The sequence below is a fragment of the Acinetobacter sp. AB03 genome, from assembly GCF_058107045.1.
Map to the genome: position 1 here is coordinate 2,541,490 of NZ_JBUEBA010000002.1, position 19,626 is coordinate 2,561,115.

Genomic DNA, 19,626 nt, shown 5'->3' on the forward strand with positions numbered 1-19,626 from the left:
TTTTTAATCCCTGCGCACGACTGTTTCAATATAGAAAAGTCGTGCGCAGTCGAAAAAGACGTTCTTTAAATCCTGTCCGAATTAAATCCTATCTGCGTTAAATCAAGTCCAAGACATCGGCAAAGGTTTTAATTCGTGCTTTAGGTGCGGCTTCCGTCAACTCTTGATCAGAACCATAACCGTATTCCACCGCAATGGTTTCAATGCCGTTACGACGTGCACCCAAAATGTCATGCTCACGATCACCAACCATCAGACACTCTTCCGCTTTTAACTGCTCTTTTTCTAAAATATAAGCAATCAACTCTCCCTTATTGGTGCGCTCACCGTTCAGTTCACTGCCATAGGGATGGATAAAGTATTGCAGTAAATTGAAATGCTCTAAGATTTGACGTGCATAAATTTCAGGTTTTGCTGTCGCCAAATACAAGTGATAGCCCTGCTCGGTCAGTTTTTTTAAGGTCGGTTCAACATCGGCAAATAAATGGTTTTCATATAAACCTTTCACCGCAAAGCGCTCACGATAGCCCAATAAAGCTTGCTCTGCCAAAACATCGTCCACTGCAACATTTAAGAGTTTTGCCAAAGACGCTTTTAGGGGTGGCCCAATAATCCAGTCAATGTTTAGATCTTCAGCAATGGGGTGTCCGACTTTGTTTAAGCCATAACGCGCACTTGTGGTAATGCCAACTTTCGGATCTGTTAATGTTCCATCTAAATCTAGCAAAATATGTTTAATCACAGCTGATCCTTCTTGGGCTTTAAATAAAATACTATCGAGAGTTCTGCCAAAGTTGCCTATACTATCGCAAATTTTCGCAACAAGGATATTTCTGTGCGCGCAACCGTACTGTGCTTTTCTGGTTTAGACCCTTCAGGTGGTGCTGGTTTACAGGCCGATATCGAAGCGATTGGTCAAAGTGGTGCGCATGCAGCCATTGCGTGTACAGCACTCACTGTTCAAAACTCGCAACAAGTGTTTGGCTTTGAAGCGACGTCAAAAGAATTGCTGTTAGCTCAGGCGAACGCTGTTGTCGGTGATTTACCGATTAAAGCCGTCAAATCTGGCATGTTAGGCACCACTGATAATATTGCAGCACTGGCTGAGTTTCTACGTGAACATCCTGAGTACAAATATGTACTCGACCCTGTTTTAGTGGCGAACAGTGGCGGTTCACTGGGTGATCAAGCAACCTTAGTCAAAGCTTTTGTTGAGCTGATCCCATTGGCGGACATTATTACCCCAAATACAGTTGAACTACGAGCGTTAACAGGTCTCGATGACTTAGCTACCGCAACGCAAAAACTATTTGAAATGGGTGCCAAAGCGGTACTGGTCAAAGGTGGTCATGAAGACACACCGGACTATATTCGTAATGCCCTGTTTGTGAATGGCGAGCTCATTTCTGAAACTCGCTGCCCGCGTTTAGCTGGTGAATATCACGGTTCAGGTTGTTCGCTGGCAAGTTTTATTGCGGGTCGTTTGGCGCAAGGTGACAGTGTTAAAGTCGCAGTACATCATGCCGAAACATGGCTCTTTGGTGTATTAAAACAGGCAGAAACACCTGTTGAAGGCGGTCAAAAAATTCCCAAGCGTTTTTAAGTAGAAAACCCTGCGTATGCAGGGTTTTGTTTAACGGTCTTGATGGCGTTGTTTTAAATGTGCGACATGCTCACGGTTGGTTTTCCATGACTTTTCTAACACTTCTTTTTCAATCCGAAGCTGAATCCGTTTCAGTTTCATCGCTGGAATCACTTCTGTGTTAAAGGTCTTAATATAATCGACCCATGTTTTACCTTTAAATACTGTACTGGGCATTGCAGTTTTAAACTCACATTCAGGCATAAACACCACAGCAGAATGGATATAATCTACATCAACAATATCTTGCAACACACTTTGCAGCACTTTGACGTGTTTATAATTTTGATGCAGCGGATTTTGAAATTTAAAGCTCTTTTTATAAATTTTCTGCGTCCACATCTTTTGACGCTCACCACCAAAAATCCAGCCCTTATAGTTTTTGGTTTCAATCACAAAAACACCAAAGGGGCTCAATACAATATGGTCAATTTGAGTCGTTCCGCCCTGCTCATCAGGCAAAGTCACATCGTTAATTAGAGTATAACGCTCATCCAAATACAATTTCACATGCGCTTGAACTGCGAACTCGCCAAACCTCCCTTTCAGATAGGGCTTAAACGCTTTTAAAAGGCCGATCCCGAACAAGATCAGTAGCATCCACCACAGCTCTGAAAACACATTCCCCACAATTTGACTCATCATATTATTCATCGTTATTTGAGTTAGAGACACGATTCTTCAAAAGAATACAGATTAAAAAACAAAGTACTTACTTTTAAATTATTAAACTAAAATACGAACGTAAAAACCCCGAAACACACGCTTAATTCGCAATTTTCTCAAGCGTCAATAAAATATCTTTATTGTCCAGACCGCCTGCAAAGCCGACCAATTTTCCATTCGCCCCCACAACCCGATGACACGGCGCAATGATTGAAATTGGATTTTTGCCATTAGCCGCACCCACTGCACGAACGGCTTTGACATTACCAATCTGTAGCGCAATATCTTTATAGCTTCGGGTTTCACCAAAAGGAATTTGCAATAAAGCCTGCCAAACTTGCTTCTGGAAATCTGTCCCCAAAAAATCCAAAGGCAAATCAAAACTTTGACGTTTTGTCGCAAAATATTCGCTCAACTGTTTCTCTGTTTCCAGCAAAATCGGATGCTGATTGTGTTCGACCAGTTCAGCTAAACGTACCCGTTTGGGATTTTCATTTTCCCACAATACGGCAACCAAGGCTTGATCATGTGCCACCAGTCTCAGTACCCCGACAGGAGATGGCATATATTTAAAAAATAAGCGCATGGTTCACCACAAAAATTGTCTATGTATGTAACATTATGACGATGAAAGTTTCATCAGTACAAGCCCAGAAATAATTAAAACCGCTGCGAGCATCCGCATGGCATTGGCAGGTTCACCTAAAATCAAGATACCCACCAAAAATGAACCAATCGCGCCAATCCCTGTCCAAACCGTATAGGCAGTGCCCAAAGGTAAGGTCTTCATGGCATAAGACAGCAACGCAAAACTGGCCACCATAAATACGAGGGTTAAAATACTCGGTGTCAGTTTAGTAAAACCATCCGATACTTTCATTGCATAGGCCCAAACCACTTCGAGCAAACCTGCAACAATTAAAATCACCCACGCCATACGCAAAACACCTTTTATTCCGAGCAGAAACAACAAAGCTTCAAACGAAGGATCGCTTGAAGCTCTACATATTTAAATGAATTTAGCTGGATGAGAGTTTCATCAAAATCAGGCCCGATACAATCAGCACCGCAGCAAACATCCGCATAGCAGTTGCTGGCTCACCTAAAATAAAAATCCCCACCAAGAAAGATCCAATCGCACCAATCCCAGTCCAAATGGTATACGCGGTTCCTAGCGGCAATGTTCGCATTGCATAGGCCAGTAAACCAAAACTTAAAATCATGAACACAATGGTAATGATGCTGGGTGTGAGTTTGCTAAACCCTTCGGACAGTTTCATTGAATATGCCCAAACGATTTCAAACAGACCCGCAAAGATAAGAAAAACCCAAGCCATGCTACTGACTCCTCTTCACTAGAGTCAGGCCGTCCTGACGAATTTTCTCAATATGAGGGAGGTCGTTCATCCTAAATATGCCTCAAATTATAGCAAAGAGCGCACCAAAATGAATTATTTTCATACTTAGAAATCATTAAAGCGCAAAAAAGAGTGATCCGAACCAGCAGATCACTCTTTCAGCACAACATTGGTGCAATCTCAAATATTTACTTTAAACCTAAACGTCCGACTTAAAACTTAAAGCGAATACCCATTCCATACTGCCAACCTTTCTCTTCGTCACTTTCAGCCTGCCAAGCCGTCGCTTCATTGCCTTTGCTATATTCATAGGCAATGTCCACATAAGGCATGACTTTTTTGCTGATCTCATAACGTGTCTCAAGACCAACGGCTGCACTACTGAGACCCGATTTTTTGGCATATTTAGAGTCATCACTGAAAATAATATTCATATCTAAATAAGGTTTAAAAATCAGCTTTTGGGTCAGTAACAAGTCCCGCTCGGTTTCTAAACTAAACGCAGCATAGTTGTCTGCACCAGCATATACGTAAGCATCAGTTTCAAAGAAATACGGCGCTAAACCATGTAAGCCAAGCACCCCATCCACTTTTTCTTCCGTATCCCATCCCTGCTGTTCATACTCTACTTTTTCAGCTCGGTATCGTGCACCTGCCTGTATATCCCAAAAGTCTGAAATCATACGGCTATACAGCACTTTGGCATCATATTCAGCCTTATGCGCTTCCTGCTTATCCGCATGTACCTTGATAAACAGCTTATTTTCATCTGTCCCGATACGGGTTTCAAACTCAGACTTTAAACCACCATCGCCATCTTCATTCAGCAACCACTTGTTATCGACGGTGGTGACCGCATAAATTTGCGCGCCGTGCTCTTTGCGGTGATCATGCGTATGTGCTGTTGAATCATGATTCATCTGCTGTACATGTTGTGCGCTAGTCTGTGGAACAGCTTGAGTTGGAGTGGTCATCGCCTGATGCTGTGCATGTTGTGACATCACGGACTCAGTTGTCATGGACATATTTGCATTTGCTTCAGCAGGCATATGATGCCCTTCATGCGCCATAGCCGCAGCACTCATCAACACGAAAGAACTGCTCACTATGCTTTTAGAAAAAAGATTAATGGTGTACATGATGATCTCCTTTCTGAGCCTTCGACTGTTTGCTTGGTTGAGTCTGAGCTTGCTTCTCCGATGAAGGCAGACCAACCGCATTTTTCTGTTTCAGCATCTGAGTATGCTCATCGGCACTATGCTGATGATGCTCATGTGCCATTTCTTTGGACTGATCTTGGCTTGTAGATTTGGCTTTTTGTTTTTCATGATGTGCATGAGATTCGGCAGCCATAGCAAACGAACTCAATAAGACACTAACAGCTAGGGCAAAACCTGAAAAAAGATTAGTGATGCGCATGTTCATCTCCTTTTGGTTCAGCTTGAGCTGCTGTTTTTTGCTCTTGAATTGGGGTGGTGGACACTTGACTATCACTCACATTGGCCACAATCAGTTTATTCATCATGCCTGAGCTCATGTGATACAGCAGATGACAGTGAATCGCCCATTCGCCTAACTCATCTGCGGTCAGTAAAGCAGTCACTGTTTTGCCCGGTGGTACAATCAAAGTGTGCTTATTCGGCATATCAACGGCGGCTTGTCCATTTTCCAGTTGCATAAACATACCGTGCAAATGCATCGGATGCGCCATCATGCTGTCATTGATAAATTTGATCCGAATACGCTCGCCATACTTCACTTTCAACGGTTCAGCGTCGCTAAATTTTTTCCCGTTGATGGTCCACAAATAGCGTTCCATAGTTCCACCCAAACGAATCACTAACTCGCTCGTCGCCTCACGGGTATCTTTTTGAGGCTCTAAGGATTTCAGATCGCTATATTGCAATGCCTTATCACCTTTAGGCGTAGAGGCATTCGCCCACCCATACACTGGTGTAACAGCTTCCTGTACCGAACTTGCTGTCGTATTCTGTTGCGCATGACCCATCTGTGTATGATCCATCTCAGATATGGTCTTATGATTCATCTTTGAATGATCCATACCAGCCATCGCTTCAGGGTTCATTTTGGAGTGATCCATTTCAGGCATTGTTTCATGGTTTATCTGTGAATGATCCATACCTGAATGTTCTGAGCCGTGCCCCATATCTTCCATGGTCAACAATGAGCGTGGACGTGGCGCAGGCATATGTATGCTCTGTGCCATTGGAGTCAACTCATTGTGTAAAGTTCCAATGGCGTAGCCTGAACGGTCAATCGACTCTGCTTCAATTTGATAATGCCCTGCTTTCGGTTCCACAATCACATCATAAGTTTCAGCAGTTCCAATCCGAAACTCATCCACAGGAACGGGTTTGACGGGTTGACCATCTGCACTGACCACGGTCATTTTTAAGTGAGGAATACGGATATCAAAAAATGACATGGCTGAAGCATTGATAAAACGCAACCGAACCTTCTCATTCGGCTTAAACATACCTGTCCAGTTCTGCTCAGGCGTTTTACCATTGATCAGGAAGGTATAACCCGTGACATCGGACAGATCCGTTTTTAGCATGCGCATTTGGTTCCAGATGGAACGGTCTTGCCACGCGGCTTTTAAGCCCTCGCGCTGTACTTGTTTCCACACATCAGCAACGGTTTCACGCTGATTTTGATAATATTCGGCAGAAATTTTCAGATTCTTCTGAATTTGTTCACTACTCTGCTCATGGAAGTCCGACAGCATCACCACATAGTCACGCTCAGTTTTTTCATGCTGAGCTAAAGGCTTTTTGTCTTTGGGATAAATGACCAATGCGCCATACAGCCCATCTTGCTCTTGTCCTTTCGAGTGTGCGTGATACCAATAGGTTCCACTTTGGCGCACTTTGAACTTATAGACAAATTCGCTCTTCGGCTGAATACCATTAAACCCGTTAAAACCTGGCACACCATCCATTAGCCCGGGCAAAAGCAAACCATGCCAGTGGATCGATGAATCCTGTTTTTTTAAGTTGTTTTTAACCCGAATGACCGCATCATCGCCCTCCTCAAATTCAAGCAGAGGTGCAGGAAACTGCCCATTAACGCTAATGCGTTTTAACGACTTTCCCGTTAAATTGACGGGACTTTCATCAATGACTAATTGGTATTCTTTGACTGCGCCAAAGCTCCAAGAAGATGACATCAGACACGCCCCAAGGATGAGGCTTTGTTTAAATTGAATAGACATGACTAAATCCTAATAATTTTAAAAATAAAGTTTTAAAAATCAGGATTAGGCTTTAGGAGGACGTAGAATTTCTTGCCAATAGCCCACTAAATGTTGAGCTTGATAACGAAAATGGGGGGATGATTGTACTAAAGCGGCTTCAAGCTGAACCACTGCAAGCGGTTCAACGTCTAAAAGCGTCAGCGTCGTTTGGCAGTGATACTGTGCACACTCCTGACACTGAACTTGCTTATTTTGCAGCATATCCGAGGCATGACAATTGCTCTTCGCTGTTATGTCGGTCTGAGCCATATGCATTTGATGTCCAGAGACTGGACTCGATGATTTCGTTTGATGACAGTCGGGCATGCTTTGCATACCTGTTGCATGCGCAGAACTTTGCTCACTGGTTGCAGCCTGCATACTCAGCTGCATCATTTGATGCATCGGCGCTGCCGAAGCTTGGGCAATACCACTCCACCCCATTACCAAGGTAATGAGTAAGACAAACCAAGAATGTGTCTTGAGCAGTGAACGCACAATCAATCCTATTTAGTCAGTGAAGAATGATATTTCAACGCAACAAAACGTTCTGTGCATGTAAATGCCTAAGCTTTTGTTGCTGATCCCAATCTACAGGATAAGCAAAGAATAGTTTATACACAAGTTTATAAATTTAAATTCAATTACTGCGACGGTTTAGCCACTACGCACACTTAAACAATAAAGTTATTTTTTAAACAGTGCTATTTTTAAGTAAAGATGAATAAAGCATCAGTAAGAATCAGGCTTTCACACCATAAAAAAGGACTCAAATGAGTCCTTTTTATACATTTAACGTCTAAATACTAAACCATTGCTGTGTAAACGTTTGAATATTAATCAAGTTATCCATATCGTTATCAACATAGATATCCACCAGTTTATCCATAAAGTTATCCACAGAACGCATAGTATTTATACCTATGAGCTTAAACCTTTACCGCACCGACTTTTGCAAGCTCTGCACGCATATCATCAATCACAGCTTTATAATCTGGTTTTCCAAAAATAGCTGAACCAGCAACAAACATATCTGCACCCGCTTCTGCAATCTCGCGAATATTTGCAGGTGACACACCACCATCCACTTCTAAACGAATATCACGCCCTGAAGCATCAATAATTTTGCGTGCTTCACGTAGTTTGTCTAAAGTCATCGGAATAAACTTTTGACCGCCGAAACCAGGGTTCACACTCATCAACAAAATTTGATCGACTTTATCGAGCACATAATCTAAATAATATAACGGCGTTGCTGGGTTAAAGACCAAACCCGCTTTTGCACCGCCTGATTTAATCAACTGTAAAGAACGGTCAATATGGTCAGAGGCTTCTGGATGAAAGGTAATAATGTCCGCGCCTGCTTCTAAGAAGTCACCAATCATGCGATCGACAGGCTTGACCATCAAATGCACATCAATTGGGGCTTTGATGCCATAGTTCTTGAGAGCCTTACAAATACCCGCACCAAAAGTCAGATTTGGCACATAGTGGTTATCCATCACATCAAAGTGAACCACGTCTGCACCTGCTGCAAGTACATGTTCAACGTCTTCACCTAAACGAGCAAAGTCAGCAGAGAGAATAGATGGTGCAATTAAATAAGGCTTGGACATGCGTGTACCTGGCTTATACAAAAGGGAATGAACGCATTATAGCAAATTCAGCTTTTGAACTGGGACTTGTGAAAAAAGAAAGCGCTAAGCTTTCTAAATTTGCAACGTAGCGTTGCAACATTCAACTTTTCATTTGGCTTGAAACTGCTATGGTAAATGATCAATCGACGAGGTAAATATGAAAAGTACTGCGGATATTGTCACGACAGATGCGGCTCGAATTGCAAAACGACTGGTGAATCACTGGAAACATAAGTTTGAAATCGAACAAGAACCCAGTAGTTTTACCATTATCATGCCTGAAGCACGGGTACTGTTAAGCCCTCAAGCCGAACATTTACATGTCAGCATTGAGGCGAGTGAAGAAAAATTGAGTCACTTAGAACACGTGGTCTTAGACCACCTGATCCGTATGGGACAAACGCCACTCACAGCAACATGGACACAAGTTTAAGTCAACGGCTGAATGAATTAGTTTGATAACCGTTGCTGTTGGTTAAATTGGCGAATAGCTGCAATACGCTCTTGGGTCGCAGGGTGACTTTGGAAAAATGAACCAATGCCACCGTCCTCCTCTTCTTCGGACTTCCCTTGCGGCTGCTTTTCTTCCTCTTCGGCACGTGCATCATCTTCCATACGTGCTAAAAAGTTTGCCAAATGTAAGCTGGAGATATGGTTTTTATCCAGCACTTGCATGGCATACAAGTCCGCATCACTTTCAAAATTGCGTGAATAACTGGCACCAACCAAAGCCACGGGCAAAGTTGTAAATAAGGCCGAACTGTCCCCCGTCACCGCAATCAATAGCACACTAAAACCTAAACTGGATAAGGCTTGCTGTAAGCTATGTCGCTCGACCAAGTGCCCTTGCTCATGTGCTAAAACCCCAATAATTTCATGATCATCTTTAGCTAAATTAACCAGTTCATCGGTCAGAATAATGGTGTTGTTTGGCAGCGCTAAAGCATTCGTTCCAATTTGTCCACCTGCACGAAACAATACTTTGGCAGGTTGCCCATTGGCAACAAGGTCTTGATAGCTTTGCATGATTTGTTTTTGACGTGCAAGAGGGACAGTCGAAGGTCCCGTCAGCTTAAACACTTGTTCTTGCGCTTCATCGCCGAGTTTATAGATGGTATCGGCAGGTAGTTGCATCGCGACATAATGTGCTGCGCTTGGAATACCCCATCTTAAAATGGCAAAGATAAAAGCGGCAACAAACACCACACTAAATAAGATGAGACTTGGTGAGCGTTCTAATTTCCAAATCGAATGCTGTACATGCTTTTTGTTCAGCTCAAACCAGTCAGGCAATGCTTGTGGAAATTCAATCCGTGCATCATCTTTCAACTCAATCACAGGTTGAATCTGCCCCAATGCCCCAATCAACTGCATATCGGCATAGTAATAACGACGCTGCTGCTGGTTATAACAGATCAACACCGTTTCTCGGTCTATCGGTGCAATCGTGGCTGGATAAGGCTTAGAAATCTGCCCATCGTAAAAGGTGATGTTTTGTTCCTGCATTTAAGCCTCGTTACAGCGAAATATCGATGTCAAAAATATCACTCAGCTCTTCAGCAATAGCATTCGGGTCATCTTGAGCCAAATTGTACATACGATCTGGATCATTTTTTAGGGTTAAAGTTAATGACTCAATTTGATACTGATACAAACGCACCGCAGCCCATGCAGATAACAAACCGAGCGAGAGGATTTTTAAAATCCAGTTGGTCATCACGATCCATGCATAATGCATCTGACCGCAGTCCGTTTGGAAAGGACTACGCCCCAGCGTGGCTTTATTCCATGTGGTAATAAAAATACGCGCCATCATCAACGGCCAAATCATAAAAGCAGCAATCATATAAATCACCGCCACGATGATCCCAAACTGGGTTGGAGAACTGCTCCCAACTTGAAGAGTGAAGGCAACGAATAATCCTAAAACAAAGACAATTCCAATAAACAAAAACACAGGGACGTACATAGCACGCATATAGTCAGGCCAATCGGCATGTAACTCAAAACGTAATTGCCCGAGTTGTAAATTATCCAGCGTGTATTTTTTAAAATACCAAAACAGCACTGGGAAAAAGATCCCGAGGGTAAAGATGTAAATCAAAATGCCTTTCAGCGCCAAGATATAGGCTTCTTTGGTTGTGCCTGTAAAATAAAAGCGGCTATTGCCAAATTTACTGTTCCGCGCTCGGAAACGAATGGTTGAACGCACCAACCACGGAACCAATAAAAAGATGATGAGGAAACCAATTAAAGAAGCTTGCCAAGATACCTGAGCCAAAGCTGAAGCGCCAAAGTACACGCCCAAAGCAATAATTCGACCAATCAGGATACGTGTAGGTACACCCGTAAAATCAAACTTGCGGCGATAAAACACCGTGTTGCCATAAAAATAGCGTAAGCGTCTAACCTTCGCCCAAGGCGCATATAAACTGAAGGTAACAATGGTCAATAAGATATTCACAATCCAAATGCCAAAGTACTCACGGGCATTACCACGGAATTGGAAACGAAAGGTCTGTCCCAAATAGGCGTTTGGCTCATCCGTGGGAACGGCTGGTGGAGGTGGCCAGCTTGCTTCAAAAGAAGCCTCTACAGGTGGCAAAGATGCCTCTGAATTTTGCATGTATACCCTATCTATTATTTTACTGTTTTATTTTTCAAGAACAAAAAATCAATCACCCAACCATGTTAATGCCAGTGCTGGATGATTTCTAGTCAAAAATTAAGAATAAATACGACAAATCAAGATTTAAGCTTCGAGCTGTACGGCATGAAACTGCAGGTGATCATCAATAAAACTTTGAATAAAATAATAACCATGGTCATAGCCTGCATGTTCGCGAAGCGTCAGTGGCTGGCCCGCAGCCTGACAGGCTTGCTGAAATAATGCAGGACTGAGCTGGCTATAAAACTGATCACTCAAACCCTGATCAATTAAAATATCGGCAAAATGAGCTGTTTTTGTTTGGACCAAAGCGGTTGCATCATGTTTCAGCCACTCAGCTTGATCTGAACCTAAATAGTTTGAAAACGCTTTTTCGCCCCAAGGACATTGGCTGGGTGCGCAAATCGGAGCAAATGCAGACACCGACTTAAACTTCTCAGGATATTTCAAGGCCAAGGTTAAAGCGCCATGACCGCCCATGCTGTGCCCGAAAATACCAATACGCTCTGCTTGTACAGCAAATTGCTGAATCACTAAATCATACAACTCTTCAACAACATAGCTTTCCATCTGGAAATGCTCAGCCCACGGCGCTTGGGTGGCATTAATATAAAAACCTGCCCCTTGCCCAATATCCCAATGATCACCTTGCGCAACCTGTTCACCACGAGGAGAAGTATCAGGCGTTACCAAAATCAGACCTAGCTGTGCTGCTAAACGCTGCGCATGCGCTTTAATAGCAAAGGTTTCTTCGGTACAGGTTAAACCTGCCAAATAAAATAATGTTGGGCACGCTTGCCCTGCTAGCGCTTGAGCCGGCAAATAAATGCCGAACTTACTCTCGCCTTGAAGGCTGATGGAATTAAATCGGTAAATACGCTGTTCACCATCAAAACTACGGTTAGATTGTACTAATTCCATCAGGGTTCCTTTTTAGATCCAAATTAAGGGTTTGCAACAGCTTTAGGTGGAAACAAGCGCTGTTCAAGTTGAGGAAGCATCAGCTCCATATTTTTACCCATCGACCACTGTGGTTCAGACGGTTCAAAACCTTGTGCTGTTTCCCATTGGCTCACAGTCTTTTGTGCTTGGCTAAACGCCGTTTCTATACTGTTTTGTTCACGCATTGCTTGATCAAAAAACGCCCGACCAAAATAAGTATAATCTGCTTCATTGGTACAACCAAAAGACTGACGGTCTGCTGCCGAAGCGGTAATGATCAAAGTATTGTCATTTTGCAGTGCTGGTACAAAGCTTCCAGAGAAGCACGATGAAATAACAATCACACGCCAGCGAATACCCGATGCATCTAAGGTTTCGCGTAACCATTTCGGGTCGACCTGAGTTAAGTCTAAAGGTGCATTTTCCATTTCGAATTGGTTCGGTAAACCATGCGAAGTCATATATAAAAATAACACATCGCTTTCACGGTTCATCTGCTGTCCCATACGACGCAGCGCCATTTCAATACTGTGTTTAGAGGCAATCGGAATTTCTGTTCGTGTAGCAGGGTTATTCACCAACATCATCGAACGGCCCAACGTACCAAAACGCGTATCGAACTGTTCTTTTATTCGCTCGACTTCCGAACGGAATACATCTTGATAACTCGCTCCCGCCACCCCAAGGAAATACCAATGTGACTGGGCAAATTCGCCATATTGCACGGACTCTAGTGCTTTATTGAGTAAGCGACTTTGTGCATAGAAGGCATCTTCTGCAAAGGTTGGTGGCGTTTCTTCTACTTTCCAAATCGGCTGACTGGTCACTGACATTTGCCAAACCACAAGGGTAAACAGCGTGGCCAAGACAATCAGGGCACGCTCCCACCAAGGCCATTTCAGCTCACGCGAAAACACCCACACCACAGCCAAACTCTGCCAGACAAACAATACCATGAATACATTCGGCAGGTAGTCGTAGAAGAAATACGGCAGGACATCAACCATGCCTAAATATTGGATAAAACTTTGTAATAACGCGATATGCGTATCCAACACCAACCAGAGCAGTGCTGGTACCAACATCAAACGCGGATTATTCACCCGTTGAGACAGAAAAATCCCGACAATCAGGGCAATGAAAGGCCAAAGTGCGTAACTAACCAAACCTTGTGGGTTAAAGTCACCGATCTCTCCTGCGCTCAACCAGCTAAATAAAGTATTGGCTGAGCCACCTAAAATCCCCCAAAAAATGAGCTGCATAATCGAAGGATGGACAATTTGCAAAGAGCGTCGTGAACCTAGAAACAACCACATCCCCGCAGTTTGGTTGCTTTTAAAATCATGCCAAAAGTTGATGGAGGGTTTGAAGTCGATCATAAGATTCTAATTAAATTGTGACTTGCGTAGGGACACACTAAGTTTATGCTTGATCAGCATTTTATCAATGATGTTTTTAACTATATAACAAATCTTTGCATACTTTTGAAGCAGTCTTCCACTTCAGTCTAAGCGTTCATGCTGAAAATAGGCATCAAAACGGCATGCATCCCCCAGCCACTGATGAGTAGTTTCTTGATTTGCCAAAAATACGGCCAAGCGAGGACGTTTGACCACCACCCGTTTTGCCACTTTTTGCGCTAAGCCAAGCAGATTATCGCCCAAATCCATCTCACCATCTTCAGGCAATAACATATGTAAAAGTTGCATTTGCTTTTTCACTTGTGCCTGTTTTTTCACCGCTTGCTGATTTTGATCCCGTTGCGGAAACATCGGATCTAGATAAACCACATCGACCGTATTGCCCTGCTCTGCTTGTTGCTGCAGATACTGTGCGGAATCTGAAAAAACCAAGTGAATTCGAGTCACCACAGGGTTTAAAAATGCATCCTGCAAAGCCTGTTCCTTACTTGACTCTAACAAGGTGAATAAAATGGGATGGCGTTCTACCAAAGTGACATTGGCGCCCAAATATGCCATGAGCAGTGAATCATGCCCAAGCCCTGCCGTTGCATCAATGAGCTTAGGTTTTTCAGTCAAGTAGCAAGCACGAGCAATCATTTCAGACTTTAACGACGCACGCTTTAAACGTGGAACTTCAGCTTTCCAATCCGGCTGCATTTTCATGCCATTGGCACAAAGCCAAAGCCCATCGGCATCGGCACACAGACCCAGTTCAGGATGAAAACGGAAGAAACGTGCATTTAACTTTTCGGCGACTTCGATGCTGACCTCGACACCGCGAGAAAAAAGCACAGCAACATAGTGCTGTGCTTTTTCTAAATGCTCTTGTTCCACATATAAGCGCATTGGGCCTACCATAACTTCCAACCCGTAAAGGCAAACAGTAGAATCACTAAGCCTGAAGCGATGCGATACCATGCAAAAATCATGAAATCACGCTTCGCCACATAAGCGACTAAAGCACGAATCAACAGTAAAGCCGAGATAAAAGAAACAATAATGCCTGTTGCCAATACGATCCAATCTTGTTGTCCGTCAAACACATGTGCGCTTTGGTATAAATCTAAAAGACCCGCACCAATAATTACTGGAATACCCAAGAAGAATGAAAACTCAGTGGCTGCTTTGCGCGATACACCTAAAAACATCGCACCAATAATGGTTGCCCCTGAACGTGATGTCCCTGGAATTAAAGACAGTACTTGAATCAGACCAATCCAAATCGCATCTTTGATACTCAGGTCTTCAACTTCATGGACGCGCTCTTGTGGTGGATGCTTTTCAATCCAAATAATAATCAAGCCACCTACAATCAAACCAATGGCAATGGCAATATCATTAAATAAAAGCTCTTTCACCGTTTGACCAAATGTCAGACCAATCAGCACAATAGGAATCGACGCTAAAATTAGCCCAATCCCAAGACGCCGACCTTGGGGTTCACCACTAAAAATCCCCGTTGCTGCTCCCCACAAACGTGCCCAATATTCATAAATGACGGCTGCAATTGCCCCCATTTGAATGGCGATCACAAAGACATCACTTTTTTCTTTGGTCCAGAAATTCATGAGTTCTGAAGCTAAAATTAAATGTCCAGTACTCGAAATGGGTAAGAATTCAGTAATACCTTCAACAATACCCATAATTGCCGCTTTGAGCAGCAGTAAAAGATCCATAAAAAACCCTAATTATGCTTTGCCCTGTTCCGGGATTTTTTTCCAAGCGTTATCACGTAAATAGACTGGAAGTGCAAGTTCAGCACTCACCCAGTGTTGTTGCTGTGCATTCTTGCGCGCAATTGTGGCAATATCTTGCGCAGTTGCACTTAAATCTTTGTATTGTATTTGTGATGGATCAATTAAGGTTGCACCTGAACCAACTAAAGTAAACGGTGCACATTCAGTAGCTGCTGCATAGCTTAAAAGCTGTTCTTCATCGACGGCTTGCATGATGCCGTCCGTATCTAATTGAAAACTCGCAATATAGACTTCACTCATACGAGCATCTAAAACTGCGGTGACTGTGGTTAGACCATGCACGCGATATGCGGCTTGTGCGAGCGCTTGTAAGGTTGAGACAGGAACCACAGGCAAATCATGCGACCATGCCAAAGCTTGAGCCACGGCAGCATTAATACGAACGCCGCTAAAAGAACCAGGACCACGACTAAAAGAGATACAAGACAAATCTTCTGTCTTTATATCCAACTGTAAAAACCCTTGTTCAATCATTGGGAGAATCGTTTGCGTTTGTGCTTTTGCGCGCGTATCCAATTGGAAAAAAAGTTCTTTATTTTCATCTACAATAGAGACGGAACACTGCTCATTTGCAGATTCCAATGCCAGCACTTTCATGCACAACCTTAATGATTTAATCTATAAAAACGTGGCTATGATACTCCACTCAAAAGCACTAGGCGAGATGTTCTCAGAACAGAACTAAAAAAGCCTAGAGAAATCTAGGCTGAATGGGAAAAATAAGCTTATAACTGTGCCGGCTCTAAATCGATAAATTGTTTAAAGTGTTCTGCATAATGCAGTGCACTCATTTTCAAACGAGCCTCAGCCGTTTCATCCAAAGTTTTGACCACTTTACCCGGTGAGCCCATAACTAGAGAATTATCTGGAATGACTTTCCCTTCAGGAATCAGCGCATTCGCGCCAATAATACAATTTTTACCAATCACGGCATTGTTTAAAACTACGGCATTAATCCCAATCAGACTATTATCTCCCACAGTGCAACCATGCAACATGGCTTGATGCCCAATCGTGACATAATTGCCAATATTCATTTCAATCCCAGCATCTGTATGTAAAACCGCATTTTCCTGAATATTGGTAAAGTCACCTAAACGAATTTTGCAATTGTCTGCACGTACGACCACCCCAAACCAAATACTAACCTGTTGCCCCAATTCGACTTGACCGATCACTGTGGCATTTTCCGCAATCCATCCATTCCATGGTTGATGCATTGCTTGTGGGGAATGACCTTTAAATTTGTACAACATATTTTTTCCTTAAAATACTCAACTTACTTTGGGAACCGAAAAGTCGGTGAATTGACTAAAAATGGCCACTCTTTATGGTAGCCTAAACCATATTGAAATAATGCAACCAACATCCGTGCTGTCAGCCCCCAAACAATTTCATTTTCCACCCGCATACTGGGAAAATAGAGAGATTGATGGGCAAAACGAACTTCATAAGGCACCGCAGGTACTTCCATCAGCTGTTTAAGTGACGCAAAGAAAATACGATCAATTTCTGTCGGCTGGGCAACCAGTTCAACTTCAGGCGGAATCAGCCCGACCACAGGTTTGACCAGCATACCATTGCGGGCCTTTTGCATCGGCAAATCACCGAGCAGCTGTACATCAAAAGGATTCAATGCGGTTTCTTCATAGGCTTCACGTAAGGCAACCACAATATTACTGGTATCTTGCGGATCTCTTTTTCCGCCAGGAAAAGACACTTCACCAGCATGATTAGATAGGTAAACAGAGCGGCGGGTCAGTAAAACTTTGGGATTGTCTTCATTGGTGATCGCGATTAACACAGCTGCATCTGCCGATTTAATTTTGTTTGAAAACCGTAACTGTTGCTGCAGTATGCGTGTTAATGAATGTTCATCCATTGAACGTCGTCCCCATCATTCTTTTTTTCATCATAGCTGAATTTGATACTGAAAAAAGAGAAATGATGCCAAAATTTAATTTTTAAGTTATGCTGAGTCTGAACTTTATCATTGATGATGAATATGGACTTTTGCAGCAATTGCGGACAAAAAACAACAGAACAAATCCCTCTTGGCGACCATCAATTGCGTCGTGTTTGCACCTCTTGTAGTTCTATTCATTATGTGAACCCTAAAGTAATTTGTGGTGCACTCGCACTTTGGGAAAATAAAGTATTGTTATGCCGCCGTGCCATTGAACCACGTTATGGGCTATGGACCTTACCAGCAGGTTACATGGAGTTGTTTGAAACCATGGAACAAGGTGCTGCACGAGAAACCCGTGAAGAAGCTGAAGCGGAAGTTGAAATTGAACAGCTATATTGCATGTACAATATTCCGCGTATTGGTCAAATTTATGTGCTCTTTAAAGCGAACTTAGTAGATGGAAAATTCGGTGCTGGCGAAGAAAGCATTGAATGTCGTTTATTTGAAGAAGATGAAATTCCTTGGTCAGAACTGGCTTTCCCTAGTGTCGAACATACCTTACGTCACTATTTTGCCGACCGTAAAAGTAATCAATTTAATCTTCATCTCGAAACCCTAGGTACACGCTTAGACCATACAGGTTAATGTTGCCTAATATCAAAAAAAGCCCATCGATGATAAAATCGTAATGGTTGTATCTGTTTTTACATTTAAACCGGCATACGGGTTTAATAAAATATTATTTACCCCAGTTTGGTTCGCTAAGCTACTAGAATTTGCAGGAATTTTATCTCGGCTTTGCAAAAAACCAATCGATAGATCTAAATCAGTATCTGCATCAAAACGATAACCAACACCCAAACCAAACAAGCGTGCATTGTTAATCGGCACCATCGTATTCCGTTTATCATCAGGGATCGCACTGGTCCGTGGCTCATAGCCTGCACGGAGTTTTAAACGATCTGTTGCTGAATATTCAATCCCAATACCTTAGTTCCATGGTGACTCAAATGCCAAAGGCAAAGCCAAACTACTATCTGAAATATTGGCTGAAAGCAATTTTGCAATTTTGAGCGCCGAAACTTGACGGTCAAATTCAAATTTAAATTTGTCCCATGCTTTATAGTCGGTCCAACCTACATCGACATTGACTTGTAAGTCGGGTAAAAGTTTATACTTAATCCCGGCTTGGAAATGTGCTGGATATTCTAGATCCATTGATACCAGACCCGACTCACTGGCTGGTACTGAACTTGGAAAACCTAAAACTGCAGCCAGAATCTGCCCTGTTGGGGAGGACATCAATCCCTTAATGAGTTCTTGTGGTGCTTTAGCATTGTCTATGTGATATTTACCTTTCATCCGCATTTTTGCGGCACTTTGGTAGACCACACCAAAACTAAAATCTTCTGTCGGCTCCCACAGTACACCTAAGTTATAGCTTGGACTCAGAGATTGTTCTGCTGAAAGTTCGAGTTGGCCAAAACGCCCAAAGGGATTCATACCCTCTTGTGCATTACACATTCCCAGCAAGAGAATGTCGGTAATCACATCAGAGTTTTCTTTGAACGGGGTACAAACGACATCATCAATCATACGCAGCATCCCAATCAACTCATTGGGAAAACGTAGATCATTTTTTAATGCCAAAGCTTGATAAGACATCCCAATTGAACCACCAATGGAAAGTTGATCATTGATTTGGTAGGCCATAGACGGTGATAAATAGGTGATCCGTTCTAGCGCAACTTGTTGACCCATAAAGTTGCCAGGATTGCCATCTTCCACACCGAACCCTGCAATTAATGGCGCATACATGGCAGTTGCAAATGTCATTTTAGAGCCCGGCGGATTATATGCTATACCCGCAGTCGGGGCAGCCACAGGCATACCTTTACCCAAGTCCACCATTTTCTTCAAACCAGGTACATATAAGCTCGGGTATTCAACATCACCGCGGACTGGCCCTTTAAAGTCGGTACAGATATCGGCATCTACTTCAGGCCCATCATTACAAACAATCGGGTCATCTGAATAGCCAAATACGTTATAACCTGCAGGAACAGAGAACTCACGCTCGATATTAAAATCAGCGAGAATACCCTGTACATCCGTTTGTAAGCCTTCAATTTTGGTCAGTGCTGCTGGGTTAAAGTGAATGGCACTGATCCCAGGTGGATCAGCAGTGACTGCATTTCCCATTGCCAAAGAGCGAATATCAACTGATAAGTTTTGTCCTAAAGCAGCAAAGGTAACACTAGAATAGCCCGTTAATAATATGGCAGACACCAAAGGGCTAAGTCGGATATTTTTCATACGACCCCCCTA

General features: G+C 42.9%; 22 protein-coding genes and 1 pseudogene. 3 read left to right on the forward strand and 20 right to left on the reverse strand.

What is annotated here, in order from left to right; all coding sequences use genetic code 11:
* Window positions 1-97 precede the first annotated feature (97 nt).
* Window positions 98-742, reverse strand: coding sequence for an HAD-IA family hydrolase (locus ACY3FQ_RS12910; protein ID WP_201950162.1), 645 nt, complete (start codon window positions 740-742; stop codon window positions 98-100).
* 93 nt (window positions 743-835) lie between these two features.
* Here ACY3FQ_RS12910 and ACY3FQ_RS12915 point away from each other — a divergent pair, with 93 nt between their 5' ends.
* Entirely contained in the window at window positions 836-1,603 is a 768-nt protein-coding gene (locus tag ACY3FQ_RS12915; RefSeq protein ID WP_183174418.1) for a hydroxymethylpyrimidine/phosphomethylpyrimidine kinase, read from the forward strand.
* Window positions 1,604-1,633: 30 nt separating this feature from the next.
* On the opposite strand, the gene ACY3FQ_RS12920 is transcribed toward ACY3FQ_RS12915, so the two are convergent.
* The 9 genes from ACY3FQ_RS12920 to rpe all read right to left on the reverse strand — a co-directional run bounded on the left by ACY3FQ_RS12920 (window position 1,634) and on the right by rpe (window position 8,538).
* Complete coding sequence (locus tag ACY3FQ_RS12920) at window positions 1,634-2,287, reverse strand: nuclease-related domain-containing protein (RefSeq protein WP_419381116.1); 654 nt, start codon at window positions 2,285-2,287, stop codon at window positions 1,634-1,636.
* Between the two features lie 121 nt (window positions 2,288-2,408).
* The gene (locus ACY3FQ_RS12925; RefSeq protein WP_279691599.1) at window positions 2,409-2,894 is read right to left on the reverse strand and encodes a methylated-DNA--[protein]-cysteine S-methyltransferase; all 486 of its coding nucleotides are present in this window, start codon (window positions 2,892-2,894) and stop codon (window positions 2,409-2,411) included.
* Between the two features lie 33 nt (window positions 2,895-2,927).
* Window positions 2,928-3,245: a quaternary ammonium compound efflux SMR transporter SugE gene (gene sugE / locus ACY3FQ_RS12930; protein ID WP_010325989.1), complete on the reverse strand. Its 318-nt coding sequence runs from the start codon at window positions 3,243-3,245 to the stop codon at window positions 2,928-2,930.
* A gap of 82 nt (window positions 3,246-3,327) precedes the next feature.
* Window positions 3,328-3,645, reverse strand: a complete 318-nt coding sequence (gene sugE, locus ACY3FQ_RS12935; protein ID WP_005400191.1) for a quaternary ammonium compound efflux SMR transporter SugE — start codon at window positions 3,643-3,645, stop codon at window positions 3,328-3,330.
* Window positions 3,646-3,878: 233 nt separating this feature from the next.
* Window positions 3,879-4,805, reverse strand: a complete 927-nt coding sequence (locus ACY3FQ_RS12940; protein ID WP_201950151.1) for a copper resistance protein B — start codon at window positions 4,803-4,805, stop codon at window positions 3,879-3,881.
* Window positions 4,792-5,085, reverse strand: a complete 294-nt coding sequence (locus ACY3FQ_RS12945) for a hypothetical protein (RefSeq protein ID WP_201950148.1) — start codon at window positions 5,083-5,085, stop codon at window positions 4,792-4,794. The genes ACY3FQ_RS12940 and ACY3FQ_RS12945 overlap by 14 nt, the downstream gene beginning before the upstream one ends.
* Entirely contained in the window at window positions 5,072-6,901 is a 1,830-nt protein-coding gene (locus ACY3FQ_RS12950; protein ID WP_201950145.1) for a copper resistance system multicopper oxidase, read from the reverse strand. Before ACY3FQ_RS12950 ends, ACY3FQ_RS12945 begins: the two co-directional genes overlap by 14 nt.
* 45 nt (window positions 6,902-6,946) lie before the next feature.
* Window positions 6,947-7,420, reverse strand: a complete 474-nt coding sequence (locus ACY3FQ_RS12955; protein ID WP_201950135.1) for a hypothetical protein — start codon at window positions 7,418-7,420, stop codon at window positions 6,947-6,949.
* Window positions 7,421-7,851: 431 nt separating this feature from the next.
* Window positions 7,852-8,538: a ribulose-phosphate 3-epimerase gene (gene rpe, locus ACY3FQ_RS12960; RefSeq protein WP_201950130.1), complete on the reverse strand. Its 687-nt coding sequence runs from the start codon at window positions 8,536-8,538 to the stop codon at window positions 7,852-7,854.
* Between the two features lie 178 nt (window positions 8,539-8,716).
* On the opposite strand from rpe, the gene ACY3FQ_RS12965 reads away from it, so the two are divergent.
* A complete protein-coding gene (locus ACY3FQ_RS12965; protein ID WP_004984216.1) occupies window positions 8,717-8,992 on the forward strand; it encodes a DUF2218 domain-containing protein in 276 nt (91 codons plus the stop codon).
* Window positions 8,993-9,009: 17 nt separating this feature from the next.
* Here ACY3FQ_RS12965 and ACY3FQ_RS12970 read toward each other — a convergent pair whose 3' ends face one another.
* The 9 genes from ACY3FQ_RS12970 to ACY3FQ_RS13010 form a co-directional block, all read right to left on the reverse strand.
* Window positions 9,010-10,065, reverse strand: coding sequence for a M48 family metallopeptidase (locus ACY3FQ_RS12970; RefSeq protein WP_201950127.1), 1,056 nt, complete (start codon window positions 10,063-10,065; stop codon window positions 9,010-9,012).
* A 10-nt stretch (window positions 10,066-10,075) separates the two neighbouring features.
* On the reverse strand, window positions 10,076-11,185 hold the full coding sequence (locus tag ACY3FQ_RS12975; protein ID WP_004694984.1) for a YjgN family protein: 1,110 nt from the start codon (window positions 11,183-11,185) through the stop codon (window positions 10,076-10,078).
* A gap of 126 nt (window positions 11,186-11,311) precedes the next feature.
* Window positions 11,312-12,148, reverse strand: coding sequence for an S-formylglutathione hydrolase (fghA, locus tag ACY3FQ_RS12980; protein WP_279042872.1), 837 nt, complete (start codon window positions 12,146-12,148; stop codon window positions 11,312-11,314).
* A gap of 23 nt (window positions 12,149-12,171) precedes the next feature.
* Complete coding sequence (locus ACY3FQ_RS12985; RefSeq protein WP_201950125.1) at window positions 12,172-13,548, reverse strand: C13 family peptidase; 1,377 nt, start codon at window positions 13,546-13,548, stop codon at window positions 12,172-12,174.
* A 123-nt stretch (window positions 13,549-13,671) separates the two neighbouring features.
* Window positions 13,672-14,490 carry a class I SAM-dependent methyltransferase gene (locus tag ACY3FQ_RS12990; RefSeq protein WP_419381117.1) on the reverse strand — a complete coding sequence of 273 codons (819 nt, stop codon included), beginning with the start codon at window positions 14,488-14,490 and terminating at the stop codon, window positions 13,672-13,674.
* Entirely contained in the window at window positions 14,484-15,308 is an 825-nt protein-coding gene (locus tag ACY3FQ_RS12995) for an undecaprenyl-diphosphate phosphatase (RefSeq protein ID WP_005400203.1), read from the reverse strand. Before ACY3FQ_RS12995 ends, ACY3FQ_RS12990 begins: the two co-directional genes overlap by 7 nt.
* Window positions 15,309-15,320: 12 nt before the next feature.
* Window positions 15,321-15,986, reverse strand: coding sequence for a tRNA (adenosine(37)-N6)-threonylcarbamoyltransferase complex dimerization subunit type 1 TsaB (gene tsaB, locus ACY3FQ_RS13000; protein WP_201950123.1), 666 nt, complete (start codon window positions 15,984-15,986; stop codon window positions 15,321-15,323).
* Window positions 15,987-16,114: 128 nt separating this feature from the next.
* Window positions 16,115-16,645 carry a gamma carbonic anhydrase family protein gene (locus ACY3FQ_RS13005; protein ID WP_005400205.1) on the reverse strand — a complete coding sequence of 177 codons (531 nt, stop codon included), beginning with the start codon at window positions 16,643-16,645 and terminating at the stop codon, window positions 16,115-16,117.
* Between the two features lie 23 nt (window positions 16,646-16,668).
* Entirely contained in the window at window positions 16,669-17,271 is a 603-nt protein-coding gene (locus tag ACY3FQ_RS13010) for an NUDIX hydrolase (protein WP_005400206.1), read from the reverse strand.
* Window positions 17,272-17,394: 123 nt separating this feature from the next.
* On the opposite strand from ACY3FQ_RS13010, the gene ACY3FQ_RS13015 reads away from it, so the two are divergent.
* Window positions 17,395-17,943: an NUDIX hydrolase gene (locus ACY3FQ_RS13015; RefSeq protein ID WP_010325974.1), complete on the forward strand. Its 549-nt coding sequence runs from the start codon at window positions 17,395-17,397 to the stop codon at window positions 17,941-17,943.
* Window positions 17,944-17,955: 12 nt separating this feature from the next.
* On the opposite strand, the pseudogene filD reads toward ACY3FQ_RS13015, so the two are convergent.
* Window positions 17,956-19,614 (reverse strand): annotated as a pseudogene (filD, locus tag ACY3FQ_RS13020) (putative pilus system OmpP1/FadL family transporter FilD).
* Window positions 19,615-19,626: the final 12 nt, after the last annotated feature.